The sequence below is a fragment of the Mesorhizobium sp. B2-5-7 genome, assembly GCF_006440875.1.
GTDB lineage: Bacteria > Pseudomonadota > Alphaproteobacteria > Rhizobiales > Rhizobiaceae > Mesorhizobium > Mesorhizobium australicum.
In genome coordinates this window covers 201,490-228,180 of record NZ_VFUO01000002.1, presented here as the reverse complement: position 1 = coordinate 228,180, position 26,691 = coordinate 201,490, and the positions used below count along the sequence as shown (strand labels likewise).

The 26,691-nt window shown below is 63.9% G+C and carries 21 protein-coding genes; 10 read left to right on the top strand and 11 right to left on the bottom strand.

What is annotated here, in order from left to right:
• Nucleotides 1-3: 3 nt before the first annotated feature.
• Complete coding sequence (locus tag FJ543_RS08480; protein WP_140874693.1) at nucleotides 4-2,187, bottom strand: primosomal protein N'; 2,184 nt, start codon at nucleotides 2,185-2,187, stop codon at nucleotides 4-6.
• Between the two features lie 90 nt (nucleotides 2,188-2,277).
• Here FJ543_RS08480 and fsa point away from each other — a divergent pair, with 90 nt between their 5' ends.
• Nucleotides 2,278-2,934, top strand: coding sequence for a fructose-6-phosphate aldolase (gene fsa / locus FJ543_RS08475; protein WP_015315164.1), 657 nt, complete (start codon nucleotides 2,278-2,280; stop codon nucleotides 2,932-2,934).
• 58 nt (nucleotides 2,935-2,992) lie between these two features.
• Here fsa and FJ543_RS08470 read toward each other — a convergent pair whose 3' ends face one another.
• The 3 genes from FJ543_RS08470 to leuS all read right to left on the bottom strand — a co-directional run bounded on the left by FJ543_RS08470 (nucleotide 2,993) and on the right by leuS (nucleotide 8,925).
• Nucleotides 2,993-5,461, bottom strand: coding sequence for a DNA translocase FtsK (locus tag FJ543_RS08470; protein ID WP_140874691.1), 2,469 nt, complete (start codon nucleotides 5,459-5,461; stop codon nucleotides 2,993-2,995).
• A gap of 274 nt (nucleotides 5,462-5,735) precedes the next feature.
• Nucleotides 5,736-6,314, bottom strand: a complete 579-nt coding sequence (gene lptE / locus FJ543_RS08465; protein ID WP_140874689.1) for an LPS assembly lipoprotein LptE — start codon at nucleotides 6,312-6,314, stop codon at nucleotides 5,736-5,738.
• The gene (gene leuS, locus FJ543_RS08460; protein ID WP_140874687.1) at nucleotides 6,301-8,925 is read right to left on the bottom strand and encodes a leucine--tRNA ligase; all 2,625 of its coding nucleotides are present in this window, start codon (nucleotides 8,923-8,925) and stop codon (nucleotides 6,301-6,303) included. Before leuS ends, lptE begins: the two co-directional genes overlap by 14 nt.
• Before the next feature lie 153 nt (nucleotides 8,926-9,078).
• On the opposite strand from leuS, the gene FJ543_RS08455 reads away from it, so the two are divergent.
• Together FJ543_RS08455 and FJ543_RS08450 are read left to right on the top strand one after the other, a co-directional pair.
• Nucleotides 9,079-9,741, top strand: coding sequence for a YggS family pyridoxal phosphate-dependent enzyme (locus FJ543_RS08455; protein WP_140712415.1), 663 nt, complete (start codon nucleotides 9,079-9,081; stop codon nucleotides 9,739-9,741).
• 128 nt (nucleotides 9,742-9,869) lie between these two features.
• Nucleotides 9,870-10,919: an aldo/keto reductase gene (locus tag FJ543_RS08450; RefSeq protein WP_140874685.1), complete on the top strand. Its 1,050-nt coding sequence runs from the start codon at nucleotides 9,870-9,872 to the stop codon at nucleotides 10,917-10,919.
• A 60-nt stretch (nucleotides 10,920-10,979) separates the two neighbouring features.
• Here the strand turns inward: FJ543_RS08450 and FJ543_RS08445 are convergent, their stop codons facing one another.
• A complete protein-coding gene (locus FJ543_RS08445) occupies nucleotides 10,980-11,885 on the bottom strand; it encodes a LysR family transcriptional regulator (RefSeq protein ID WP_140874684.1) in 906 nt (301 codons plus the stop codon).
• A 121-nt stretch (nucleotides 11,886-12,006) separates the two neighbouring features.
• Between FJ543_RS08445 and FJ543_RS08440 the strand changes: the two genes are divergently transcribed.
• Complete coding sequence (locus FJ543_RS08440; protein ID WP_140719877.1) at nucleotides 12,007-13,188, top strand: MFS transporter; 1,182 nt, start codon at nucleotides 12,007-12,009, stop codon at nucleotides 13,186-13,188.
• 56 nt (nucleotides 13,189-13,244) lie between these two features.
• Nucleotides 13,245-14,279: an aldo/keto reductase gene (locus FJ543_RS08435; RefSeq protein ID WP_140874682.1), complete on the top strand. Its 1,035-nt coding sequence runs from the start codon at nucleotides 13,245-13,247 to the stop codon at nucleotides 14,277-14,279.
• Nucleotides 14,280-14,342: 63 nt separating this feature from the next.
• Here FJ543_RS08435 and FJ543_RS08430 read toward each other — a convergent pair whose 3' ends face one another.
• Entirely contained in the window at nucleotides 14,343-14,615 is a 273-nt protein-coding gene (locus tag FJ543_RS08430) for an aspartate-semialdehyde dehydrogenase (protein ID WP_140874681.1), read from the bottom strand.
• A gap of 318 nt (nucleotides 14,616-14,933) precedes the next feature.
• Here FJ543_RS08430 and acs point away from each other — a divergent pair, with 318 nt between their 5' ends.
• Complete coding sequence (acs, locus tag FJ543_RS08425) at nucleotides 14,934-16,889, top strand: acetate--CoA ligase (RefSeq protein ID WP_015315154.1); 1,956 nt, start codon at nucleotides 14,934-14,936, stop codon at nucleotides 16,887-16,889.
• Nucleotides 16,889-17,635, top strand: a complete 747-nt coding sequence (locus tag FJ543_RS08420) for an MOSC domain-containing protein (RefSeq protein ID WP_140874679.1) — start codon at nucleotides 16,889-16,891, stop codon at nucleotides 17,633-17,635. Before acs ends, FJ543_RS08420 begins: the two co-directional genes overlap by 1 nt.
• Before the next feature lie 15 nt (nucleotides 17,636-17,650).
• Here FJ543_RS08420 and FJ543_RS08415 read toward each other — a convergent pair whose 3' ends face one another.
• The 3 genes from FJ543_RS08415 to FJ543_RS08405 all read right to left on the bottom strand — a co-directional run bounded on the left by FJ543_RS08415 (nucleotide 17,651) and on the right by FJ543_RS08405 (nucleotide 21,985).
• Nucleotides 17,651-18,919, bottom strand: coding sequence for a cyclopropane-fatty-acyl-phospholipid synthase family protein (locus FJ543_RS08415; RefSeq protein ID WP_140874677.1), 1,269 nt, complete (start codon nucleotides 18,917-18,919; stop codon nucleotides 17,651-17,653).
• A gap of 333 nt (nucleotides 18,920-19,252) precedes the next feature.
• Nucleotides 19,253-20,731, bottom strand: coding sequence for a TadE/TadG family type IV pilus assembly protein (locus FJ543_RS08410; RefSeq protein ID WP_140875512.1), 1,479 nt, complete (start codon nucleotides 20,729-20,731; stop codon nucleotides 19,253-19,255).
• A 384-nt stretch (nucleotides 20,732-21,115) separates the two neighbouring features.
• Nucleotides 21,116-21,985, bottom strand: coding sequence for a transglutaminase family protein (locus FJ543_RS08405; RefSeq protein WP_015315150.1), 870 nt, complete (start codon nucleotides 21,983-21,985; stop codon nucleotides 21,116-21,118).
• A gap of 217 nt (nucleotides 21,986-22,202) precedes the next feature.
• On the opposite strand from FJ543_RS08405, the gene FJ543_RS08400 reads away from it, so the two are divergent.
• Nucleotides 22,203-22,868 (top strand): HAD-IA family hydrolase, encoded by a 666-nt coding sequence (locus FJ543_RS08400; RefSeq protein WP_140874675.1) that lies wholly within the window; start codon nucleotides 22,203-22,205, stop codon nucleotides 22,866-22,868.
• Between the two features lie 9 nt (nucleotides 22,869-22,877).
• Here the strand turns inward: FJ543_RS08400 and FJ543_RS08395 are convergent, their stop codons facing one another.
• On the bottom strand, nucleotides 22,878-23,099 hold the full coding sequence (locus FJ543_RS08395; RefSeq protein ID WP_140874673.1) for a DUF1674 domain-containing protein: 222 nt from the start codon (nucleotides 23,097-23,099) through the stop codon (nucleotides 22,878-22,880).
• 105 nt (nucleotides 23,100-23,204) lie between these two features.
• On the opposite strand from FJ543_RS08395, the gene htpX reads away from it, so the two are divergent.
• Both htpX and FJ543_RS08385 read left to right on the top strand, forming a co-directional pair.
• Entirely contained in the window at nucleotides 23,205-24,227 is a 1,023-nt protein-coding gene (htpX, locus tag FJ543_RS08390) for a zinc metalloprotease HtpX (protein ID WP_015315147.1), read from the top strand.
• Nucleotides 24,218-25,609, top strand: a complete 1,392-nt coding sequence (locus FJ543_RS08385; RefSeq protein ID WP_181173945.1) for an RsmB/NOP family class I SAM-dependent RNA methyltransferase — start codon at nucleotides 24,218-24,220, stop codon at nucleotides 25,607-25,609. The genes htpX and FJ543_RS08385 overlap by 10 nt, the downstream gene beginning before the upstream one ends.
• Nucleotides 25,610-25,705: 96 nt before the next feature.
• Here the strand turns inward: FJ543_RS08385 and FJ543_RS08380 are convergent, their stop codons facing one another.
• Nucleotides 25,706-26,638: a phytanoyl-CoA dioxygenase family protein gene (locus tag FJ543_RS08380; RefSeq protein ID WP_140875510.1), complete on the bottom strand. Its 933-nt coding sequence runs from the start codon at nucleotides 26,636-26,638 to the stop codon at nucleotides 25,706-25,708.
• Nucleotides 26,639-26,691: the final 53 nt, after the last annotated feature.

Genomic DNA, 26,691 nt, shown 5'->3' with positions numbered 1-26,691 from the left:
AGCTTACAAAAAGCTCTGCGGGTCGATGTCGACCTGCACCCGAACCGAGCCGCGCTGTTTCGGCCCGTTGGCCAGCATGGTGCGGATGAAGCTCTGCATGTCGGCGCGCCGTTCGCCCTGGATCAGCAGGCGGAAGCGGTGGCGACCGCCGAGCAACGATAATGGCGCTTCCGCCGGCCCGAGCACGAACAGATCCGGCGCCTCCGGTGCGGAGCGGCGCAGGCCGCGTGCATGGCCTTCCGCTTCCGCCCGCGTCACCGCGCTGACGATGACGCCTGCCAGCCGGCCGAAGGGCGGCAAGGCAGCGCGTTCGCGCTCTGAAATCTCGCGCTGGTAGAAAGACTCGGCATCGCCGGAGACGATCGCCCGCATCACCGGATGGTCGGGCTGGAAGGTCTGCAGCAGGCCAAGGCTCTTCTTGCCGGTGCGGCCGGCACGGCCGGTCACCTGGCTGAGCAGCTGGAAGGTGCGCTCGGCGGCGCGCGGATCGCCATTGGCAAGGCCCAGATCGGCATCGACGACGCCGACCAGCGTCATGTTCGGGAAATTATGACCCTTGGCGACCAGTTGCGTGCCGATGACGATATCGGCCTCGCCGTTGGCGATAGCCTCCAGTTCCAGCCGCAACCGTCGTACACCCCCCATTATATCCGACGACAGCACGATGGTACGCGCGTCCGGGAAATGCGTGACGACCTCTTCGGCGATGCGCTCGACCCCCGGCCCGCAAGCGACCAGGTGGTCGAGCGTGCCGCATTCGGGGCAGGCTTCCGGACGGCGCTCATTGTGACCGCAATGATGACACACCAACTGGCCGCGAAAGCGGTGTTCGACCAGCCAGGCCGAGCACACCGGGCAGCCGAAGCGATGGCCGCAGACCCGGCACAGCGTCAGCGGCGCATAGCCGCGCCGGTTGAGGAACAGCAGCGACTGTTCCTGCTTCTCCAGCGTCTTGCGCATATGGTCGATCAGCACCGGCGACAGGAAGCCGCCACGGGCCGGCGGCGCGCGGCGCATGTCGATCGACTTGAGATCGGGAAGTGCCGCCTCAGCGAAGCGGGCGGAAAGAACAGCCCTGGCATAGCGGCCCTGGCTTGCGTTGACCCGGCTTTCGACCGACGGCGTCGCCGACGCCAGGACCACCGGAAAGCCGCCAATATGCCCGCGCACGACAGCCATGTCGCGCGCATTGTAGAAGACACGGTCTTCCTGCTTGTAGGCCGGGTCGTGCTCCTCGTCGACCACGATCAGGCCAAGTTCCTTGAACGGCAGGAACAGCGCCGAGCGTGCGCCGGCGACGACACGCACGCCCCCTTCCGCCACTTGCCGCCAGACTTTTTCGCGCATCCTGGGCGGCAGATCGGAATGCCATTCCCCCGGCTTGGCGCCGAAGCGCTGCTGGAAGCGTTCGAGGAAAGCATGCGTCAGCGCGATTTCCGGCAGCAGGATCAGCACCTGTTTTCCCTGATCGAGCGCGGCCGCCACCGCCTCGAAATAGACCTCCGTCTTGCCGGATCCGGTGACGCCGTCGAGCAGCGCGACGTTGAACGCACCGGCCGCCACATTGGCGCGCAGCATCGACGCGGCGTCGTTCTGGTCCGGCATCAGGTCCGGCACGGCATAGCTTGGGTCGGGTGCGGCCACCACCGGGCGCGGCGGGATCATCACCGTTTCGAACACGCCTTGCGCTTTCAGCCCCTCGATCACCGTCGACGACACGCCGGCGGCATGCGCCAGCCCCGAGCGCGTCCAGGCCAGCCCGCCTTCGGCTGTCTCCAGCACCCGCGTCCTCGCATCCGTCATCCGATCGGGCATGACGAGCGTCCGCTGCAGCCCTTCGATCCAGGGTTCGGGATCGAAGGCTTCCGGCGCACGCAACAGCATGCGCGCCACCATGCCCGGCGCCGACAGCGTGTATTGCGCCACCCAGTCGACGAAGCGGCGCATGGCGCGATCGATCGGCGGACAGTCGAAAACCTGTTCGATCGGGCGCAATTTCCTCGCATCGACCTGCTCGACCACGCCGTCCCAGACGATGCCCGCGACCTGGCGCGGCCCGAGCGGCACGCGCACGATCGAACCCGGCACCACCCACATGCCGGCCGGCACGGCATAGGTGTAGGGGCGTTCGGCCGGCATCGGCACCAGCACCGGTGCGGCTGCGACAAAGGGCGAATCTTCGATCATGAGGCGTGACCTTGCCCCGACTTTGCTCTAGATCAAAGGGCAACGCTGAACGTGCCTTCGCAGGCGCCACGAAATCGTCAGGAGACCGCCATGAAATTTTTTGCCGACACAGCCGATATCAAGGAAATCCGTGAACTGATCGATCTGGGGTTGCTCGACGGCGTCACCACCAACCCGTCGCTGATCCTGAAATCGGGCGGCAAAATCGCCGAGGTCACCAAGCAGATCTGCGACATCGTCGAAGGCCCGGTTTCCGCGGAAGTCGTGGCGACCGAATACAAGCAGATGATGGCCGAGGCCGAGGTGCTGGCCAAGATCGCACCGAATGTCGCCATCAAGGTGCCGTTGACGCTGGACGGATTGAAGGCCTGCAAGACGATCCGCACCGAGATGAACCGCATGGTCAACGTCACGCTGTGCTTCTCGGCCAACCAGGCGCTGCTCGCCGCCAAGGCAGGCGCCTCCTTCATCTCGCCCTTCGTCGGCCGCATCGACGATACCGGCTCTGACGGCATGGAAGTGATCCAGGAGATCCGTCAGATCTACGACAATTACGATTTCCAGACCGAGATCCTGACCGCTTCCGTGCGCACAGTGAACCACGTGAAGCAGGCGGCGCTCATCGGCGCCGATATCGTCACCGCGCCACCCGCGACCCTGAAGGCGCTGGTCAATCACCCGCTGACCGACAAGGGCCTTGCCGCCTTCCTCGCCGACTGGGCAAAGACCGGCCAGAAAATCGGCTGAGCGAGCTTATGCCCGATACGAAAAAGGCCGGGCAACCGGCCTTTTTATGCGTTGCGGATCAAGGGGCCGATCGATCCGTGCCGTCATCCCCAGGTATGGTTGCCGGCGGGCGCTTGCCCGCCATGATCTCGCGCTTGCCGACATGGTTCGGTGCGCCGACCAGACCCTCCTTCTCCATCCGCTCGACCAGTGAAGCGGCGCGGTTGTAGCCGATGCCAAGGCGGCGCTGGATGTAGGACGTCGAACATTTCTTGTCGCGCAACACCACCTTGACCGCCTCGTCATAGCTGGAATCGCCGTCCTCGGCGGCAACGGCTCCCTTGTCGAAGACCGCTCCCTGGTCGTCTTCCTCTTCCTCTTCATCCTCGTCGGCCGTTACGGTCTCCAGATATTCGGGGCGGCCCTGCGCCTTCAAATGCGCCACGACATGCTCGACCTCGGCGTCGGACACAAAGGGGCCGTGCACGCGGGCGATGCGCCCGCCGCCCATCATGTGCAGCATGTCGCCCTGGCCGAGCAGTTGCTCGGCACCCTGCTCGCCCAAAATGGTGCGGCTGTCGATCTTGGAGGTGACCTGGAAGGAGATGCGGGTCGGGAAGTTGGCCTTGATCGTGCCTGTGATGACGTCGACGGAAGGCCGCTGCGTTGCCATGATCAGGTGGATCCCGGCGGCGCGCGCCATCTGCGCCAGGCGCTGGATGGCGCCTTCGATCTCCTTGCCGGCGACCATCATCAGGTCGGCCATCTCGTCGACGATGACGACGATGTAGGGCATCGGCGCGAGGTCGATCTCCTGCTGTTCGAACAGCGGCTCGCCGGTGCCCTTCTCGAAGCCGGCCTGCACGGTCATGACGACCGTCTCGCCCTTGTCGCGGGCAGTGGCGGCACGCTCATTGTAGCCGTCGATGTTGCGCACGCCGAGCCGCGCCATCTTGCGATAGCGGTCTTCCATCTCGCGCACCGCCCATTTGAGCGCGGTAACCGCCTTCTTGGGATCGGTGACGACGGGCGTCAGAAGGTGCGGGATACCGTCGTAAACTGACAGCTCGAGCATCTTCGGGTCGACCATGATCAGCCGGCATTCTTCCGGCTTCAACCGGTAGAGCAGCGACAGGATCATGGTGTTGATGGCGACCGACTTGCCGGATCCGGTGGTGCCGGCGACGAGCAGATGCGGCATTTTCGCCAGCTCGGCGATGACAGGTTCGCCGCCGATCGTCTTGCCAAGGCAAAGCGCCAGCTTGCAGCTGGTCTTGCGGAAGCCCTGCGATTCGATCAGTTCACGGAAATAGACGGTCTCGCGTGTCTCGTTCGGCAGCTCGATGCCGATGACGTTACGGCCGGGCACCACGGCGACGCGCGCCGAGACCGCCGACATGGAGCGGGCGATATCGTCGGCAAGACCAATCACGCGGGAGGATTTGACGCCCGGCGCCGGCTCGAACTCATAGAGGGTAACGACCGGGCCGGGGCGAACATGGATGATTTCGCCGCGCACGCCGAAATCCTCCAGCACGCTTTCCAGGAGATCGGCATTCTGCTCAAGCCGCTCCTGCGACATGTAGAAGCCCTGCCCTTCCGGCGGCTGCTGCAGCAGCTCCTCCGAGGGAAGCGCGTAGCCTTCGCCCGTCACCGGCTGCACAACCTTTCCGGCCATGGGCAGCGACGGCGAACGCACGGCGGGAACGGTTTCCTCCACGCGTTGCAAAAGTGGCGCCGGGGCGGCGCTGGCTGCGGCAGGCGCCGTCGCGGCCGTTGTCCGACCCAGCCGGGCGGCTCTGCCCGCCGGGACGGCCGGCTCGACCACCACCTTGTTGGAGTTGGCCGGAAAGACGTCCGGCAGGGCAGGTGGAACCTGGCCAGGAAGCCATTCGATGACACGGAACAAGGCGGTGACATCGGCCATCGCCGGTCCGGAGACATCGGCCCGCGCGGTGGCAACCGGCGGAGCCGGGACCGGTGCACGCGGGACCGGGCTGACTTGGCGGGCCGGCGTCACGTCGACCAGAAGCGGCGCCAAGCCCTCGAAGAAGGCATGATCCGAAAGATAGGGCCGCCGGGCTTTTTCAGCGGGGGCTGCTTTGACCGGCGCGCCATTCCCGACAACGGGCGCCGGCCGCGTGGCTGCCGTTGCTGGCACCTTTAGAGCCGCCGGCGCAACGCCTTGCGCCGTCTCCCCGCTACGCGCCGGCTGAGCGGGCCCGGCCGGTGCCGGTCCGCGATGCATGACGGCGCCAGGGCCGACCTGCTGTGTCGGGAGCGCCTGCCGTGCGTCCTGCTCGGCAACGTCGTCCTGCGGTTGGCGGTGCTTTGGCTCATAGTCCGGCGTGCGTGTAAAACGCACATTGGGTGCAAGGAAAAAATACTCTTGCCATGCCGGGCTTTCGGTGTCGCCACCCTGCGGGAAAGAAGCGCCGGACTGGCGGACATCGACCTTGCCGCGCGGGCCGCCGGAACGCTCTCCTTGGGGGTCATCGGGCGCAGCTGTGTGCAACGAATTGATCCGAGAAAAACGCCTGGCTTCCATGCTCAAGACTCACTGTGAAACGACTGCCGAGCAATAGGGAGCGAGTGGTTAACAGTTGCTTCCCGTCAGCGTCGCTGGAGCGATCGAGACGCATCTTTCGCGGCGAAGCGCTGGGCTGGAAAAGCGGAGCGAACCTTGGTCACGTGAAAACCCCGGCAGCATTCACATGGCGCCAAAAGCCCGGCTGCCGGCGCGTTTCCATCGCCGGACACAGGATCAGGATATCTAGAGAATGAGAGAGGGCGTTCGGCCCTCTTTTGAGACGGCGAACGCGCTAGCTGGCCGCCTTGCCGTGCCGGGCCAGATCTTGGGCGATCGACAGTTGCAGGGCTTCAGCAAGTTCGCGCGCGGCGCGGTTCTCGGCGTCGATCTGCGCCCGGTAGGAGGCAAACTCCTGACGCGGCCTGTCGAAGGACGAGGTGATCGCCCGCTTGCCGACGGCGATCACCGCGCCGGTTTTCACATCGGTCAGCGTGTAGCCCGCGGTCAGCGTCACCGAACCGGCGGTCGGCTCGTCCTGATCGGTTCCATTCTGTACCAGCGCCGAGGATTCAACGCCTTCGGTCACGCCGAGGTCGAGCGAATAAAGCGGCGAGGCGGGCTCGCCGGCGCCGCGCCCGAACCCGAAGATCAGATTGTTACGCACCTGCTGGGCATAGCGCGTCCGGACCGGCTTGACCGCGATCGATGCCATCTCGGCATTGGCGGTCGAGCCCGTCGACAACGGCGCGCTCGAATAGAGCGGCCGCACCTGGCAGGCCGAAATGAGCGCCAGCGAACCGACGAGGCCGGCAAGCGCGATGCGGCGCAGCAGACGGCCCAGCTCTGTCTTTTCCCGATCAGGCAACGACATTGACGATCCTCTGCGGCACGATGATCACCTTGCGCGGAGCCTTACCTTCAAGTGCTTTCTGCACGAAGTCGAGAGCCAAGACCGCTTTTTCGACCGCACCTTGGTCCGCGTCGCGGGCAATTGTCAAATCCCCCCGCTTCTTGCCGTTGACCTGCACCGGATAGGTGACTTCGTTGTCGACGACCAGTGCCGGATCGAAGACCGGCCACGGCCGTTCGGCCACCAGATCGACGCCGCCCAGCGTCTCCCAGCACTCTTCGGCCAGGTGCGGCATCACGGGCGCGATCAGATGCACCATGATCTCGACCGCCTCGCGGCAGGCGCTTTTCAGCGCCGGAACGGCCTTGCCTTCCGCCACTTCGTTGAGCGGGGCTGTCAACGCGTTGGCAAGTTCATAGATGCGAGCAATGGCGCGGTTGAAGGCGAGCTTCTCGATGTCTTCGCCAACCGCCTTCAGGATCTTGTGCGCGGCCTTGGAAACCGCCCCGGCCTCGCCGTCATCGGCCGCCTTGGGCGTGACCCCTGCCAACGTCTCGGCCGCCGTCGACACCAGCCGCCAGATGCGCTGCATGAAGCGATGCGCGCCGGCGGCACCGTCGTCGGTCCACTCGACGTCGCGCTCGGGCGGCGAATCCGACAGCATGAACCAGCGCGCCGTGTCGGCGCCGTAGCCATCGGTGATGTCTTCCGGGCTCACCGTGTTCTTCTTCGACTTCGACATCTTCTCGAGCGGGCCGATGGTGACCGCCTCGCCGGTGGCGACGTCGATGGCGCGGCGCTTGCCGTCGACGTCCTCCAGACGAACCTCGGTCGGCGCCAGCCAGCGCCCATTCGACGCCGAGCCGACACGGTAGGTTTCGTGAACCACCATGCCTTGCGTGAACAGGCCTTTGAACGGCTCGGCCAGGGCAACATGGCCGGTCTCGCGCATGGCGCGGGTGAAGAAACGCGAATAGAGCAAATGCAGGATCGCATGCTCGATGCCGCCAATATATTGGTCGACCGCCAGCCACTCGTTCGCTGCCTTGGGATCGGTCGGTTCATGCGCCCAGGGCGCGGTGAAGCGGGCGAAATACCAGGACGAATCCACGAACGTGTCCATCGTGTCGGTTTCGCGCCGCGCGTCCTTGCCGCATTGCGGGCACTTCACATGCCGCCAGGTCGGGTGACGGTCGAGCGGATTGCCTGGCCGGTCGAAATCGACATCGTCGGGCAGCTTGACCGGCAGATCGGCCTTCGGCACCGGCACCACGCCGCAATCCTCGCAATGGATCATCGGGATCGGGCAGCCCCAGTAGCGCTGGCGCGAAATGCCCCAGTCGCGCAGGCGGAAATTCACCTTGCGCTCGGCCATTGGCCGGTTGCCGATGGTCTTTTGCTCCAGCAGCCTGGCGACTTCATCGAAAGCGCTGTCCGGCGCCATGCCGTCGAGGAACCGCGAATTGATCATCGCGCCATCGTCGACATAGGCCTCGTCGACGATCTGGAACGTCTTGGCATCGGCACCGTCAGGCATCACCACCGGCACCACCGGCAGGCCGTATTTGTTGGCGAAGTCGAGGTCGCGCTGGTCATGCGCCGGGCAGCCGAAGATGGCGCCGGTGCCGTAGTCCATCAGCACGAAATTGGCGACGTAGACAGGCAGCGTCCAACTGTCGTCGAAGGGATGGACGACGCGGATGCCGGTGTCGAAGCCCTTCTTCTCGGCCGTCTCGAGCGCCGCCACCGAAGTGCCCATATGGCGCACTTCGTCGATGAACTTCGCCAGGGCCGGATTGGTCGCCGCGGCCTTCTTGGCCAGCGGGTGATCGGCGGCGATTGCCATGAACGAGGCGCCGAAAATGGTGTCCGGCCTTGTCGTGTAGACTTCCAGCTCATGCTCGCCGGCGATTTCCGAGGCCAGCGGCCAGCGGATCAGCAGGCCTTCCGAACGGCCGATCCAGTTCTGCTGCATCAGCTTCACTTTTTCGGGCCACTCGTCGAGACCGTCCAATGAATCCAGCAAATCCTGGGCAAAGTCGGTGATCTTGAAGAACCATTGCGTCAGCTCGCGCTGTTCAACCAGCGCACCGGAGCGCCAGCCGCGCCCGTCGATGACCTGCTCGTTGGCGAGCACCGTCATGTCCTCCGGATCCCAGTTGACCTTGGAGGATTTGCGCGTCACCAGCCCCTTCTCGACGAAGTCGAGGAACAGCATCTGCTGGCGGTGGTAGTAATCGACGTCGCAGGTGGCGAATTCGCGCGCCCAGTCCAGCGACAGGCCCATTACCTTGAGCTGCTCGCGCATGGCGGCGATGTTCTGGTAGGTCCATTCCTTGGGATGCACCTTGTTCTGCATCGCGGCGTTCTCAGCCGGCATGCCGAAGGCATCCCAGCCCATCGGATGCAGCACGTTGAAACCCTTGGCGCGCTTGTAGCGGGCCACCACGTCGCCCATCGTGTAATTGCGGGTATGGCCGATATGGATGCGCCCCGACGGATAGGGGAACATTTCCAGCACGTAGTATTTCGGACGCGGATCGTCATTGTGCGCTTCGAAAAGCTTCTTCTCGGCCCAGGCCTTCTGCCATTTGGGTTCTGACGCGCGCGGGTTGTATCGTTCGGTTGCCATGGGACGTTTTTCACTTAAAAGCATACGGACTGCGGGCAAGAGCCCGGCAGTTCATGAAATGTGGTCCGGGTGTTCACCATGGTTTGGCAAACCCGTCAACCATATGGGCATGGCGGCTGACAAAAACGCGGGTCAAAACAGCGGGATTTGCATATGGGCGACACCGTTCAGCAGTTTTTCGCGGTCAAGGCGAAGATCGCCGCCGCCGAGCGGGAGGCCGGCCGTAAAGCCGGCGCGGTGACGCTGGTGGCAGTCTCCAAGACCTTCGACGCCGCCGACATAGGCCCGGTCATCGAGGCCGGCCAGCGCGTCTTCGGCGAAAACCGCGTGCAGGAAGCGCAAGGCAAATGGCCTGACCTGAAGGAAGCTTTCCCTGGCATCGAACTGCACCTGATCGGTCCGCTGCAGTCGAACAAGGCGAGGGAAGCGGTGGCGCTGTTCGAGGTCATCGAGACGGTCGACCGCGACAAGATCGCCGCGGAGCTCGCCAAGGAAATTGTCCGGCAAGGCCGCGCGCCAAAACTCTATGTCCAGGTGAACACCGGTTCCGAACCGCAGAAAGCCGGGATCGAACCGAGCGAGGCGGTCGCCTTCGTCAGACGCTGCCGGGAAGTGCACGGCCTCGGCATCGAAGGCCTGATGTGCATCCCGCCGGCGGACGAGAACCCCGGCCCCCACTTCGCCTTGTTGGAGAAACTCGGCAAGGAAGCCGGGGTCGCCAAACTGTCGATGGGCATGTCCGGCGACTTCGAGACCGCGATCGCCTTTGGCGCCACCAGCGTCAGGGTCGGTTCGGCGATTTTTGGAAGCCGGTAGTCCGAATTTCCAGCTTGCCGTGCATATCGCTGGGCCTGATCCAGAAGCACCATTATGCCAGCGCTTGAAACGAAACGTGCCGTTCCTATTTGCCTTGATGTCACCGCACATCCTCCTGGAGTCTCACGATGCGTTACAATCAGCTTGGAAACACGGGGCTATTCGTCTCCGAACTTTGCCTCGGCACCATGACCTTCGGCGCCGCCGGCCAGAACGCCCAATGGGGCCTGATCGCCAGCCTCGACCAGAAGGGCGTCAACGAGATCGTCGGCCGCTCGATCGCCGCCGGCGTCAACTTCTTCGACACGGCCGACGTCTATTCCGTCGGCGAGTCCGAACGCCTGCTTGGTCAGTCGCTTAGGGATCTCGGTGTTACCCGGTCAAACGTGGTCATCGCCACCAAGGTCCACGGCGCCATGGGTGAGGGACCAAACCAGCGCGGCTCCTCGCGCGGCCATATCATGGATTCGGTCGACGCCAGCTTGGAGCGGCTGCAGCTCGACCATATCGATCTCTATCAGTTGCACGGCACCGATGCGGTGACGCCGATCGACGAGACGCTGCGGGCACTTGATGATCTCGTCTCCAGCGGCAAGGTCCGCTATGTCGGCGTCTCCAACTGGCAGGCCTGGCGCATCGCCAAGGCGCTCGGCATCGCCGACCGCAAGGGCTTTGCCCGCTTCGAGACCGTCCAGTCCTATTATTCGATCGCCGGCCGCGACCTCGAACGCGAGATCGTGCCGCTGATCAACGAGGAGAAGCTCGGCCTGATGGTGTGGTCGCCGATGGCTGGCGGGCTGCTGTCCGGCAAATATGGGCCCGGCGCGCCGGGCAATGGCGAGGGCCGCCGCGCGTCCTTCAACTTCCCGCCGGTCAACGAGGACCGCGCCTGGGCGGCGGTCGCCGTCATGCGGGAGGTCGCCGAGAAGCATGATGTCGGCGTCGCGACCGTGGCGCTCGGCTATGTCCTGGCAAAGCCTTTCGTGATGAGCGTGATCATCGGCGCCAGCCGCATGGACCAGCTCGAGCAGAACCTTGCCGCCACCAGCCTCAAGCTCGATGCCGACGATCTCGCCAGGCTTGACGAAGTGAGCGCACTGCCCGCCGAATATCCCAGCTGGATGGTCGAACGCCAGGGCGCCGGCCGTCGTCCGGGGCCTTTCGTGCCGAAGGCATAGCGCGTACCGCTGGCAAATCGGTCCTTCAACGCCGCGCGTCTCATCGACGCGCGGCGTTGATTACAGCCGAACGGTCTCGACAAGAAAGTCGAGAAAGGCCCGCACACGTGCCGGCAGGTGTTTGCCCTGGCCGACATAGACGGCATGCGTCGGCTCTTCGTCGCCGGGGTTGAAATGTTCCAGCAGCGGCACCAGCCGGCCGGCGGCAATGTCGGGTTCGACATGCCAGCGCGCCAGTCGGGCAATGCCGGCCCCGGCGACGGTCGTTTGGCGCATCGCCTCGCCATCGGTCAATGCCAGGTTTCCGACAACCGGGGTGATCACCGGCGCGCCTGCCGGATCGATAAAAGGCCAGCCGTCGATATGCCGCGCGAAACTGAAGGCGAGCATGTTGTGACGCCCGAGATCGGACAGCGTGCGCGGCGTGCCATGTGCTTCGAGATAGGAAGGTGCCGCGACCACCACCATTCGGCTTTGACCGAGCTTGCGCGCCACCAGCCTCGATTCGCGCAGCGGCCCGGCGCGGATCGCGACATCGGCCCGCTCTTCCAGCAGGTCGACCACGCTGTCGGTCAGCACAGCCTCGACGAAAATTTCGGGATAGCGCTCCAGAAAGCGCGGCAGCAGTTCCATCAGCCGGTGTTGGCCGAACGGCACGTAGCTGTTAACTCTCAGCCTGCCGCGCGGCGCGGCTCCTGCCGCCGCTTCACGCTCGGCCTTATCCATGTCGGCGAGCACGCGCACGCCGCTGTCGTAGAACGCCGTCCCTTCCGGCGTGAGCTGGAGCTTGCGCGTCGAGCGGCTGACAAGCCGCGCCCCAAGCCGGGTTTCGAGCCGTGCTATCAGCTTGCTCACCGCCGATGGCGTCATCCGCAGCCGCCGCGCCGCGGCCGAAAAACTACCCGCCTCGACGACGCGCACGAAGACTTCGATCTCGCCGGAACGGTTGATGTCGGGCCTAGCCATCTGTGAATCTATTTCACAAGAAGTGTGCCTTGGGCAAGTCTGGTTCACAACATCGCGGATCATGATCTTCAGGGCCGGGGCGCGGACTGAGCGTCCTTCGCCGACAGATGGGACCATCGCCATGCCTCTTGCTCTTTATGCCCTCGCCGCCGGTGCTTTTGGCATCGGTGTTACCGAATTCGTCATCATGGGCCTGCTTATCGATGTCAGCAAAGACCTCGGCGTGTCGATCTCCGCCGCCGGCCAATTGATCTCTGCCTATGCGCTCGGTGTCGTCATCGGTGCACCCTTGTTGACCATTGCCACGGGCAACTGGCCGCGCAAAACCGTGCTGCTGGCGCTGATGGCGATCTTCACGATTGGCAACCTCGCTTGTGCGCTGGCGCCCGATTACTGGACGCTGATGGGTGCCCGCATCATCACCGCCTTCGCCCACGGCACCTTCTTTGGCGTCGGCTCGGTCGTCGCCACTGGTCTGGTCGCGCCCAACAGGAAGGCTTCGGCGATCGCGCTGATGTTCACCGGCCTGACCATCGCCAACATCCTAGGCGTGCCCTTCGGCACCTGGCTCGGCCAAGCCTTTGGCTGGCGTGCGACCTTCTGGGCGGTGACCGCCGTCGGCCTGGCGGCCTTCGCCGTCATCCTCGCCCTGGTGCCGCGCGGCCAGGCAGCGCCCGAGAAGAGCGATCTGCGCGCCGATCTCGCCGTTCTGCGCCGCACGCCCGTCCTGCTCGGCCTCGCCACCACGGTGCTCGGCTATGCCGGCGTCTTCGCCGTCTTCACCTACATCGCCCCGTTGCTCACCGAGATCAGCGGCTTCAGCGAAGCCGCTGTATCGCCGATCCTGCTCGTCTTTGGCGGCGGCCTCATCGCCGGCAATCTCGCCGGCGGCAAGATCGCCGATCGCTGGCTGGTGCCGGCGGTGCTCGGCAGCCTCGTGGTGCTGGCGCTGGTGCTTGCCACGATGAGCTTCGCCATCCACAGCCAGGTCATGGCCGTGATCTATGTCGGCCTGCTCGGCGCCGCCGCCTTCGCCACAGTGGCGCCGCTGCAGATGTGGGTGCTGGAAAAGGCGCAAGGCGCCGGCCAGAGCCTGGCCTCATCGTTCAACATCGCCGCCTTCAATCTCGGCAATGCGGCCGGCGCCTGGCTTGGCGGCGCGGTCATCGCCCATGGCCTTGGACTGGGTTCGCTCACCTGGGTCGCCGCCCTGCTGCCGCTCGCGGCGCTCGCCGTGGCTGGACTGGCGCTGCACCTTGATGGTGGCACCACATCAGGTGCGCCTGTCTCCGTCCGGTCGTGACGCCAGCCGGCACCCGAATCCTCTCGACCTCTTCACAAACCACCAGGAGCAAGAAAATGGACTATCGACGTCTCGGCGCATCGGGCCTGAAAGTCCCGGCGCTTTCATTCGGCGCGGGCACCTTCGGCGGCTCCGGCCCGCTGTTCGGCGCCTGGGGCAACAGCGATGCGCAGGAAGCGCGGCGGCTGATCGACATCTGTCTCGAGGCCGGCGTCAACCTGTTCGACACGGCGGACGTCTATTCGAACGGCGCCTCGGAGGAGGTGCTCGGCGAAGCGATCAAGGGCCGTCGCGATGCGGTGCTAATCTCGACCAAGACAGCGCTGCCGATGGGCGACGGGCCGGGCGACTACGGCTCCTCGCGCTCGCGGTTGATCAAGTCGGTCGACGCCGCGCTGAAGCGCCTCGGCACCGACTATATCGACCTTCTACAACTGCACGCCTTCGATGCCGGCACGCCGATCGATGAGGTGCTGTCGACGCTGGATGACCTCGTTCGCTCGGGCAAGCTGCGCTATGTCGGCGCCTCCAACTTCTCCGGCTGGCAAGTGATGAAGTCGCTCGGCTTGGCGGAGAAGCACGGCTATCCCCGCTACGCCGCGCATCAGGTCTACTATTCGCTGCTCGGCCGCGATTACGAATGGGAACTGATGCCGCTTGGCCTCGACCAGGGCGTCGGCGCGCTGGTCTGGAGCCCGCTCGGCTGGGGCCGCCTGACCGGCAAGATCCGCCGTGGCCAGCCTCTGCCGGAAAAGAGCAGGCTGCACGAGACGGCTGATTTCGGGCCGCCGGTCGGGGACGAGCATCTCTATCGGGTCATGGATGAGCTCGACGCGGTGGCGCAGGAAACCGGCAAGACGGTTCCGCAGATCGCCATCAACTGGCTGCTGCGGCGCCCGACCGTTTCCTCCGTCATCATCGGCGCCCGCAATGAAGAGCAGCTGCGCCAGAACCTCGGCGCCGTCGGCTGGACGCTGACGCCGGAGCAGTTGAAGAAACTCGATGCCGCAAGCGAAGTCACCGCGCCCTACCCGTACTTTCCCTATCGCCGCCAGGAAGGCTTCGCCCGCCTCAACCCGCCGGCGGTTTGAGCCGCGCTGGCGTTGAAGCTGCCAATCTCCCCCCTTGCGGGGGGAGATCAGCTGTATCACCGCTCAATGCAGCACGAACTCGCCATCCACCTTGCGCCATTCATTCGGCGCGATCAGCTTCTGGTGCGTGTAGACCACCGAATGCAGTGGCCCGTCGAGCTTGGCTTTCCAGAATTCGATGAACCGGATCAGCACCGGAAACCTCGGAGCGATGTCGTAGTCCTGCCAGACGAAGCTCTGCAGGAGATGCGGGTGGTCGGGGAAATGATAAAGAATCTTGGCCGTGGTCAGGCCGTAGCCTTTGAGCATCAGGTCCATTTCAAGATGGTGGTGCATTATGGTCCCCTTGGGCGGTCCCCTGGTTGATTCTCCTTTCCTCCCAGCTGCCAATTGTGCGCGCCGTTACTTAACTGTCTATTGATTTTTGTTGATCTCAAAGGGAACTTTTCGCGTAAAAACATGCGGTTAGCAGCGAACCGCGTCGAGTGCTGACAGTTCCGGAAAGCGCCCCTGCGGCATCCCGCCGCGCGAATCCAACGTCTAATGTTGCCGTCGCGACGGAACTGGTAATAATGCCGCCGAATTCGCGGCTGCGTCGCCGCGATCCCGCGGGCGTTTCAAGCCGGCGGACTGGTTCGGGAGGAAAGCCAAGAAATGTCCGAGGTTCATGTCCATCGCGTCCAGCCGGCGTGGAAGAAGAACGCCCTGATCGACAATGACACCTACCTCAAATGGTATGCCGACAGCGTGAAGAACCCGGACAAGTTCTGGGGCAAGCACGGCAAGCGCATCGACTGGTTCAAGCCCTTCTCCAAGGTCAAGAACACCTCCTTCGACGGCAAGGTCTCGATCAAGTGGTTCGAGGATGGCCAGACCAATGTCTCGTACAATTGCATCGACCGCCACCTCAAGAAGCGCGGCGACCAGACCGCCATCATCTGGGAAGGCGACAACCCCTACGACGACAAGAAAATCACCTACAACGAACTCTACGGGCACGTCTGCCGGCTCGCCAATGTGATGAAGAAGCACGGCGTCAAGAAAGGCGACCGCGTCACCATCTACATGCCGATGATCCCGGAGGCGGCCTACGCGATGCTGGCCTGCACGCGTATCGGCGCTATCCATTCGGTCGTCTTCGGCGGCTTTTCGCCGGACGCCTTGGCCGGTCGCATCGTCGATTGCGAATCGACCTTCGTCATCACCGCCGATGAGGGTCTGCGCGGCGGCAAACCTATTCCGCTCAAGGAAAACACCGACAAGGCGATCGACATCGCCGCCAAGCACCATGTCAAGGTCAAGACCGTTGTGGTCGTGCGCCGCACCGGCGGCAAGATCGGCTGGGCGCCGGGACGCGATGTCTGGTATCACGACGAAGTCGCGACGGTTAAGTCTGATTGCAAGCCGGAGAAGATGAAGGCGGAGGATCCGCTGTTCATCCTCTACACGTCGGGCTCGACCGGCAAGCCGAAAGGCGTGCTGCACACCACCGCCGGCTACCTCGTCTATGTGTCGATGACGCACCAATATGTCTTCGACTATCATGACGGCGACATCTATTGGTGCACCGCAGATGTCGGCTGGGTGACCGGCCACAGCTACATCGTCTACGGGCCGCTCGCCAACGGCGCCACCACGCTGATGTTCGAAGGCGTGCCGAACTACCCCTCTCAGTCGCGCTTCTGGGAAGTCATCGACAAGCACAAGGTCAACATCTTCTACACCGCGCCGACGGCGCTGCGCGCGCTAATGGGTGCCGGCGACGCGCATGTGAAGAAGACCTCTCGCAAGTCGCTGCGCGTGCTGGGCTCGGTCGGCGAGCCGATCAACCCGGAAGCCTGGGAGTGGTATTTCAACGTCGTCGGCGACGGCAGGGTCCCGATCGTCGATACATGGTGGCAGACCGAGACCGGCGGCATCCTGATCACGCCGCTGCCGGGCGCCACCGACCTCAAGGCGGGTTCAGCGACACGGCCCTTCTTCGGCATCAAGCCGCAGCTGGTCGATAGCGAGGGCAAGGTGGTGGACGGTGCGGCCGACGGCAACCTCTGCATCACCGATTCCTGGCCCGGCCAGATGCGCACCGTCTATGGCGATCACGACCGTTTCGTGCAGACCTATTTCTCCGCCTACAAAGGAAAATACTTCACCGGTGACGGCTGCCGCCGCGACGCCGATGGCTACTACTGGATCACCGGCCGCGTCGACGACGTCATCAACGTCTCCGGCCACCGCATGGGCACGGCCGAGGTCGAATCGGCCCTGGTCAGCCATGACAAGGTTTCCGAGGCCGCCGTCGTCGGCTATCCCCATGATATCAAGGGGCAAGGCATCTATTGCTACGTCACCCTGATGGCCGGCGGGCAGCCGAGCGAGGATCTGCGCAAGGAGCTTGTCGCCCATGTCCGCAAGGAGATCGGCGCAATCGCCACGCCTGACAAGATCCAGTTCGCGCCGGGCCTGCCCAAGACGCGTTCGGGCAAGATCATGCGCCGCATCCTGCGCAAGATCGCCGAGGATGATTTTTCCGCGCTCGGCGACACCTCGACGCTTGCCGATCCGGCCGTGGTCGACGACCTCGTTGCCAACAGGCAGAACAAGAAGGGCTGATGCGGGAAGACGCGGCATTGGGCACCGTCACCCAGTTGTGGCGCTATCCGGCAAGTTCGCTCGCCGGCGAGCGCCGGGACACCATCCTGGTTGGACCGGTTGGCGTCGAGGGCGACCGCCTGTTCGGCCTTGTCGATGCCTCGGACAATGAGATCGCCCGGCCCGATCGTGACGCCAAGTGGCACAAGGTGCCGCGCATCCGCACCCGGCTGAGCCGCGACAGCGAACTGGAAATCGCCGTCCCCGATGGCGACTGGCTCGCCGCCCCCGGCCCCGAATGCGACCGCGTCGTGTCGGCGTATCTCGGCTTCCGCGCCTCGATCCGGCCGTTCCGCGGGGAGAACGCGGCCGGCTATGCCGGGCCGCTGACCGCGGAGCGCTACCGGAAGGCGCCGATCCATCTCCTGACCACGGCCTCGCTGGCACGGCTGGAGGCGCTCCATCCGGAGGGGGTCGCCGATCCGCGCCGCTTCCGTCCCAACATCGTCGTCGACATGGCCTCGGTCGACGGCTCGTTTCCTGAAACCGAATGGATCGGCAAGAAGCTCGCCATCGGCGACCTCGTCCTGACCATCTCCGAGCCGTGCCGCCGCTGCGGCTTCACCATCATCGCCCAGGATGGTTTCGACCATGACCCCGCCATCCTGCGCAATCTGGTCCGCCACAACGCCCACAACCTCGGCGTCTACTGCACCGTCGACCGGCCCGGTCGTGTCGAGACCGGCGCGCCGATGCGGTTCGTCTGACCTTCCGGCCCAAGCCTATCGATAAAGATCCGCCCGCGTCGGTGGCAGGCCGCTCGGGCCTCGCGCGCGTTTGGTGGCGACAGTCTGGAATATCTGCGCCGAGGCGCGTTCGAAGGTGATGGAGCAGCCGCTCAGGTAAAGCAGCCACAGCCGCGCCTTGGCTTCGCCGACCTCGGCGATCGCCTCGTCGAACCGCGCCTGCAGACGCTCGGCCCACAGCCTGCAGGTGCGGGCATAGTGCTCGCGCAAATTCTCGACATCATAGACGAGGAAGCCGTGTGCTTCGAGATTGCTTGATGTCATGCCGATCGTGTCGAGTTCGCCACCCGGGAAAATGTATTTGATCAGCGCCTTGTATTCCGGCCCCTTGCGCAGGGTCTTCTTGACGTCGCCCTTGCTGCGCCTGGTGATGGCGTGATGCAGATAGATGCCGCCCGGTTTCAGCAGCCGGTGGACAGCGGAGAAATAAGCGGCATGGTTTGCCAGGCCCAGATGCTCGAACATGCCGATGGACGATATCTTGTCGAAGGTGCCGGTGAGCTCCGCATAGGACTTTATCTCGATGGTGATCTTGTCCTCCAGACCCTCGGCGCGAATGCGCTCGCGCGCTAGTGAGGTCTGGGCTTGCGAGAGCGAGACGCCGTGTCCGACGACACCATAGTTTTTCGCGGCGTGGATCAGCATCGCGCCCCAGCCGCAGCCGATGTCGAGCAATCTTTCGCCGGGCTTCAGCCGAAGCTTGCGGCAGATATGGTCGAGCTTGTCGACCTGCGCCTCGTCGATGCCGTTTGCGAAATCCTGGAAATACCCGCAGCTATAGACCATGCGCTCGTCGAGAAAGAGCCCGTAAAAGGCATTCGAGATGTCATAGTGATGCTGGATCGCCTCCTTGCTGGAGCCGCTGACGAACGGGTTGCGCCCCGCGAGATCGACCCGCGACGCCATCTGCTTTCTCGAAAACAGCACCGCCGGCAAGTCACGCAGAAGCGCCCGTTTCGGCAATGCCTTCAGCTTCGACCGCAGCTTGCCCGTCGAAGGCAGGGCATAGAAATCGAACAGCGATCCGTCCTCGATGTCGACTGCCTTGGAAATCCACATCTCGATAAGGGTCGACAGGGACGGTCGGCGAACGATCTGCCAGACAATATCGTGGTCGTTGATGATCAGCACGGGGCCGGTGGCGGGGCCGATCCGCTCGCCGGTCCACAGCCTGACCGCGAAGCCGGGCTTGATCGCCTCGACTACCGTTCGAACGATGCGCGCAGCTCTTTCGGTGGCGTCCATGCCCTTCCCCGCGGTCGATGACGCGATGTTGTCCTTTTGGGCCGCGGATCGCAAGCACGTCACGCTTTTTCCACCCGGCATCTTGTCATTTGCTGCAACGCACCCCATCATGAGTGTGTGTTCAACAAATCGAAAGGAGGTGATCCGATGTCGAGTGATTTCGTTTTCCAGAACGTGGGCTCAGCGGATTGCACTTTCGGGAAGCAGTCTTCCCGTTAAGGCGCGAGATGCGCGGTTGGTGACGTAAGCGTCACCACCATTGAGCCGCGCCATGGACGGAAACACGGAAGGCCGCCGGCTTTGAAAGAAGCGGCGGCCTTTTCCTTTTTACGTCTATTGGGTCAGTACGACCTTTTCGGTGTTGCGGATGATTTCCTGAAAGGCATTATCCAATTCCAGCCCGGTGGACACCTCGAAATAATGTCTCTCGGCGGCGGAGGCGTCTTTCGAAGAACAATCCTTTAGCACCGCCTTTGCCTGATCCCTCTCGGTTGCCGACATATCCTTATCGTTGAGGTCGAAGCCGATGGTGAAAATCTCGATGTCGTCATTTTTCATATTGTCGCACAGCGTTTCAGCATTGCCGCGCGCAAGATTGCCTTGGCTGTTGTATCTCCCAGCAACACCCGCGAAGGCGGTATTGAACTGGCCATCGGTCATCAGGATCGCAACCTTGGCGACCTTCTTCGCATCGGCGTTCGAAGCGCCGTTGCCGAGACCGGCATTCTCGATCGCAGCGCGCCATTGCGGCGACAGCATGTAATAGGTCCACTGAATGGCGATCGCGCCGGCCGTATAACCATCGGCCTGGAAGTCGTCGATCGAATCAAGCAATGCCTCCGAATCCGCGGTCAGCGGGATCACTTGCGCGTCAGGACACTTGTTCATTCCCTGGTCGCTGAGATGATCGTCCCGATTCACCAGGGCATAATACTTCTTGCCGTTCCTGTCTGTGCGAACCGTGTCAGGGCCATCGGCGCTCAAGTCGGCATCGCCGTTCTTATTTTTGCGCTCTGTGGCGCAATTATCCGGGTGTGGCATGGCCGCCCCAACTATGGAGACGTAGTCGCTGAAGGTCGGCAGCAGATTTTTGCCCGTCTTGGCAACGAGAAGCGAACTGCCGGCGACGGGTGGTAGTTCGGAACTCCCTTGCTTCTCGGCATAGACGTTTTCGGCCAGTTTTCCGGCGTTCACGCCAGATGCGTAGGGCACAATCGCGACACGGACGCGGGGGTTCTTCGGGTCTTGGTTCTCGAGCATCGTCTTGACGGCGTTCGTCGCAGCGACTTTCAGATCGCCGATCTTGTTGACGTTGCCCCGCTTGGCCATCGATCCCGTTATGTCGAGCATCATGGCCACCTCTATCTGCTTGTCGGAATAGAGCGCTTTGGTGGAAGCGCCGACGCGCTGCATGTCACCGGTGCTGAACAACGGGAAATAGAGGCCGACATCGACGTGGGCATCCGCCTGGACCGTGTTGGCGGTCCTGTCGACGATCAGCTTGTCGAGCACGATCTGGCCAGCGTGCAGAATGCCCCCCGTGCCGTTGGCGTCGAGAAAGGCCTGCACGGATTTGTTTGCGTCGGCCTCCTTGATGGCGCCGGTGGTCAGGTCACGTGCCGTCGATGTCACTGCCGCGTCGATCACGCCCTGCAGGCTCGATCTGGCGTTGTAGAGCTGCGTGATATTGACCGAGAAGCCTGCGGCCAGCGCCAAGACCGAGGCAGCAAAGCCGAACAGGACCGCGAAATTTCCACTGCGGTCTCTGGCGAAGCCGCCGACCGCGTGAACAAGACCCCCGTAATTCCGCATCCAACAGCCTCCACTTGCCTCGGCCTCGTCGCCGCATCGGGGGCAATGCAGGATTCCAGCCGGAACGGGAGGCGACCCGATCCGCGATCGGGAATTCACCAGCAGAACATTGCTTTTATTGGATTTTCACGGGGTAAGAAGGTGAACGGTCGGTAAACGTCAGCGTGTATCCGCGCGCACCTTTACCGGACGCTTACCATGCCCATAGCGAAGTGCTGGTCCGGTGTCCGGCGACGTCTTGTTGCGGCACAGCATCTCTGTCCCGAAGCGGGCCAACTGTCCCAGGATTGCGAAGCATGTCGAGGCACAAACCCGGCCAGGTGTGTTGAGATTCAGGTCAGGCCAAGCCATTTGCAGCCCGGCCTCACCTGAATATCAACGCAGCTAGGCCAGCATCCGCGCGCTGACCGTCCTGTCGATGCCGTGATAGGGTGGATTGAACAGCCTGCCTTCCTGTTCGTAGGTCCATACCTTGAACAAGCTCAGCCGGTGCGGGCCGAAACTGTGCAGCAAGGGAACGTCGGTGGCGTCGCGGCCGCGCGCAATGACGACGCGACCGGTCCTCGGCCGGTTGTGGCGCGGGTCGAACGTATACCACTTGCCGTCCAGGAAGGCTTCCATCCAGGCCGAGAAATCCATCGGCGCGGGATCCGCCGGCACGCCGATATCGCCGAGGTAGCCGTTCACGTACCGCGCCGGAATGTTCATGCAGCGGCAGAGCGTGATCGCCAGATGGGCAAAGTCTCGGCACACCCCGACACGTTCCTCGTGCGCTTGCGCGGCGGTGCGGGTCGAACGGGCATAGCCGTAGCCGAAGGACAGGCGGTTATGGACATAGTCGACGATCGCCTGCACCCGCGCCCAGCCGGAAGGAAGATGGCCGAAGAGCTGCCAGGCAAGGTTACTCAGATGATCCGTCTCGCAATAGCGGCTGCCCAGGAGATAGAACAGCACCTCGTCGGGCAGCTCGGCGACGGGCATTTCCCGGGCCAGCGTATTGACCTCATCCGTCTCGCCGCTGTCCTCCACGACCGCATCATAAAGGATGCGAAAGCCGCCGGCCGGCGCCGTGAAGCGGCGGCAGGCATTGCCGTGCAGGTCATGATAGAGTCTGGTCGGCACCGAAGGCGAGGTCAGGACACGCGTCTGCCGCTTGATGTCGGCCTGCCTGTCCTTGTGAATCTCGAGCAGCGAAATCACCGGAGTGGCCTCGGCGCATTCGATGGCAATCTCATAGCCGAGGCGTATCAGCATGGGCGTCGTCCCTTGGTTCGCGGGGTGGGAATTGTACGTTTGAAACGTTGCAAGGTGACGGTGGTTCCCTGGATCGCGCCCCAAATGCGCTCGCGCGCCTTTCCCCAAATGCGCTCGCGCGCCTTTCCCCAAATGCGCTCGCGCGCCTTTCCATGTCACCGCCTTGGCGTTACGGTTGCGTCCTCCCTCGACCCCTCCCCGCACTTCAAGGAAAATCATGTTTGCTGGCAGAAAATTCGCCGCCTTCCTCTTCGATATGGATGGCACGCTCATCAATTCCATCGCCTCGGCGGAGCGGGTCTGGGGCGATTGGGCGCGGCGCCACGGCCTCGACGTCGCGGCCTTCCTGCCGACGATCCACGGCGTACGGGCGATCGAGACCATTACCGCCCTGGCGCTCCCGGGCGTCGACCCGAGACACGAAGCGGATCTGCTGCTGAAGGCCGAGGCCGACGATCTCGACGGCATCGTCCAGATCGCCGGCGCCGTGGCATTCCTCAATTCCCTGCCGCCGGAGCGCTGGGCGATCGTAACCTCGGCGCCACGCTCCTTGGCGCTTGCACGCATGAAGGTCGCCGGCATTCCCGTCCCCGCGGTCCTCGTCGCGGCGGAGGACGTTTCCCGCGGCAAGCCGGCGCCAGATTGCTTCCAGCTCGGCGCAAGACGGCTTGGCTTCGACGCGCACGATTGCCTGGTGTTCGAGGACGCCCCGGCCGGCATCGCGGCGGCGGAGGCGGCGGGCGCTTCGGTCATGGTGATCAACGCCACGCACCAGCATCCCCTGGCAACACAGCACGCCGCGATATCAGGTTATGACGCAATCGGCATCAGCGTCGACGAGCGAGGCTGGGTTGCGCTCGAGCCGCAGCGCAACGCTGCTTGAGATCAGTCGCTAGAAATCACTGGTCAGGCCTTTGACCTCCCAGTCACCATAGCGGCCGGGCTCCTTGCCGCCACGGCCGCCGATCTCCCGCGGAAGTGCTGCTTCCTTGCGGCGGTAGTCCTGCCGCCTTGCCTCGGCTTCCTGCAGCGCGCGGCGGGCGGCGGGCGTCAGCTCCTGTTGCGGCGTGCCATCGTCCGGGCCGGGCAGCGTTTTACTGGTTTCGTCGTTCATGCGATATTTCCAGTGGATTGAAACGGGAACGGGCGTTTCCCATCATATAGCGATGACCTCACGAGGATCGAGCCTTTTTCACCACCATCCGGACAGGAGCAGACGATGAACACCATTCGCACCGCCATGCTTCTCGCCGCCATGACGGCGCTGTTCATGGGCGTCGGTTTTTTGATCGGCGGTTCGGGCGGCATGATGATCGCGTTGGTCATTGCCGCCGGCACCAATTTGTTCAGCTACTGGAACGCCGACAAGATGGTGCTGTCGATGAATCGCGCCGTCGAGGTCGACGAGAAAAACGCGCCGGAATATTACGCCATCGTCCAGGCGCTGGCCAAGCAGGCCGGCCTGCCGATGCCCAGGACCTATCTGATCGACAATCCGCAACCGAATGCCTTTGCCACCGGCCGCAATCCGCAGAACGCGGCGGTCGCCGCCTCCACCGGCCTGCTGCAGCGGCTGACCCATGAGGAGGTCGCCGCCGTGATGGCGCATGAGCTCGCCCACGTCCAGCACCGCGACACGCTGACCATGACCATCGTCGCCACCTTTGCCGGCGCCATCTCGATGCTCGGCAATTTCGCCTTTTTCCTCGGCGGCAGCCGCGAAAACAACAATCCGTTCGGCTTTGTCGGCGTGCTGGCGGCGATGATCGTGGCGCCCTTCGCCGCCATGATCGTGCAGATGGCGGTCAGCCGTACTCGCGAGTACGAGGCCGACCGGCGCGGCGCCGAAATCTGTGGACACCCGCTGTGGCTGGCCTCCGCGCTTGACAAGATCGCCCGCGGGGCCGAACGCATTCCCAATCCCGATGCCGAGCGCAATCCGGCGATGGCGCATCTCTTCATCATCAACCCCCTGCATGGCGAGCGCATGGACAGTCTGTTCTCCACCCATCCGAGCACCGACAACCGCATCGCCGCGCTGCAGGCGATGGCACAGCGGATGGGCGAAGGCGCTCCGCCAGCCACGCAGCGCCAAGCGCCGATGTCAACGCAGGCTGACGAGCCGGAGATGACCGGACCGTGGGGCAAGCCAACCGCGCCAGAACCGGCGACTGGGCCAGCCAGCCCAAAATCCAATCCGTGGGGTCGCAATCCGACCGGGCCCAAGGGCCGGTGGTCGTGAGCGCGGGCAGGGCACCTCGACGCACGGTTTCAGGCGATCAGGATCACAATGCCGGCGGCGAATTCGTTGCCGGCCTCGCCGCGCGCAAGGCGGCGGCACGGCTGCTGGCCGCCGTCATCGACGCCCGCACGCCGCTCGACGGCCTGACCGATCACGAGAACGGCCATCCGCAATACAAGGCGCTCGATCTGCGCGACCGTGGCCTGGTACGCGCCATACTGGTCACCGCGCTGCGCTACCGCATGACCATAGCGGGACTCCTGGCGCGGCGCCTGGAAAAGCCGCTGCCGCCCAACGCGACCGCCTTGTCGCATATCCTGCATGTGGCGGCGGCGCAGATCCTGTTCCTCGATATTCCCGACAGCGCCGCCGTCGACCTCGCGGTGACGCACGCCAAGTCCGATCCCCGCACGCAGCGCTTTTCCGGCCTGGTCAACGGTGTGCTGCGCACGCTCGCGCGGGCCAAGGAATCCGAGCTTCCGGCCGCGCTTGCCGCCACCGACGAAGCGCCGAAATGGTTTTCCGACCGGCTGAAGGCCGCCTATGGCGCCGAGAAGGCCCGGCAGATCCTGGCTGCCCACCGCCACGAGGCGCCGGTCGATTTCTCGGTCAAGGCCGATCCCGAACTCTGGGCCGAAAAGCTTGGCGGCATTGTCCTGCCGACGGGCACGGTTCGGGTGGAGAAGCTTGCCGGCGCCGTCACCGAATTGCCGGGCTTCGCGGAGGGTGCATGGTGGGTCCAGGATGCGGCCGCCAGCTTGCCGGCAAGACTGTTCGGCGATGTCAGCGGATTGCGCGTCGCCGATCTCTGCGCCGCGCCCGGCGGCAAGACCGCGCAGCTCATTCTCGCCGGTGCCAAGGTCACCGCCGTCGACACTTCGAAGAACCGGCTGGCGCGGTTGACGCAGAACCTTGCCCGCCTCGGCCTCTCCGCCGAAATCGTCCAGGCCGATCTGCTCAAATACGAGCCGGCGGAGTTGTTCGACGCCGTGCTTCTCGACGCGCCATGTTCCTCGACCGGCACCGTTCGGCGACATCCCGACGTGCCGTGGACCAAGACGGCGGCGGACGTCGAAAAACTCGCCGACCTGCAACGCAGGCTGCTCGCCCGCGCCGTGATGCTGGTCAGGCCCGGCGGCCGGATCGTCTTTTCCAATTGTTCGCTCGATCCGCGGGAAGGCGAGGAACTCTACCGCGCCTTCCTGGTCGACAATCCGGGGGTGACCACCGATCCGATCCGGCTGGGTGAATCTGCCTGTCTCGACCCGTTCCTCACATCCGATGGCACGCTGCGCACCACGCCCGCCGACATGGTGCTGGGCGCACCCGCGATTTCCGGTCTCGACGGCTTCTACGCGGCCCGCATGCGACGCGCAGGCTAAAGCAATCCAGGAAAAGCGTGTGACGATTTTCCGTCCGGAATTGCGTGATAACAAAGAGTTAGAACGGTCGGCGATCCCATCAAACGCTGTACCACTCTAAAGCATGTCATCAAGGCTCCAATGATTGCCCCAGCGGGCATCGATTTCGTCGTCGACATTCTGGTAGCGGATATCGGTCGACAGCCGGATCAACCCATCGAGGCTCTGGTTGGTCGTCGAGGCATGGATCATGTAGGGCGAGTGAAGGACGATGTCGCCCGCTTCGAAATCCGCCATCAGCCAGCGCGTGTCGAACCGCTCCGCCATATCGGGCAGGTCCTTCGACACCCAGCCGCCCTCACTCATGTTGCGATTATAGGCACTGATGCGCTCCTGCGGACTGAGAGCGGAATTGTCCTTGTTGAACTGTCTCTCCAGGGCGGCGCCGACGGCGTGTGATCCCTCCAGGTAGACCAGGCCGCCCATGTCGATGGTCGTGTCGCCGATCGGTATCCAGGTCGTCACCACCCGGTTGGTGCCTCCGCGCAGATAAACGAGATCGTAATGCGCCGGCGTCGCGGTGGCCGTTCCAGGCAAGGTGAAGCGCATGATCTTGCGTTTGTGCAGATAGGATAGGCCGCCCACGAAACCATCCATCAAGCGCGACAGGCGCGGCTGGGCGCAGAAGCCTTCATAACCGGTTGACCGGACCACCGACATCAGCCGGCGCTCGGCGAGCTGACGGTCGATGGCACGATCCGAAGCGATGCCGAGCGAGGGATCCGTCCCGGGTTCCAAAAGCCCGCTCTCGGCAAGATGGGAAAGCACCCAGCCACGAAAATCGATCACTTCCCTGCGGGGCAAAAGGCCCTTCAGCCAGACATAGCCTTGGGTCGCATAAAGATGCCGGATGGCTTCAATGCCGACGGACGGGTCGGTCGCGGAAAGGTATCCGAGCCTGTTCGGCATTGTCGACAGCAGCTTGCCGTCAGCTGTGAGGGCAACCGGCGGGGTGTCCGGAAATGCCTGCTCATCCGTTGATACCGACATTTCAATCACCTGGATCGGTTCGACCTTGGCCGGAGAATACCTTATCATTCGGC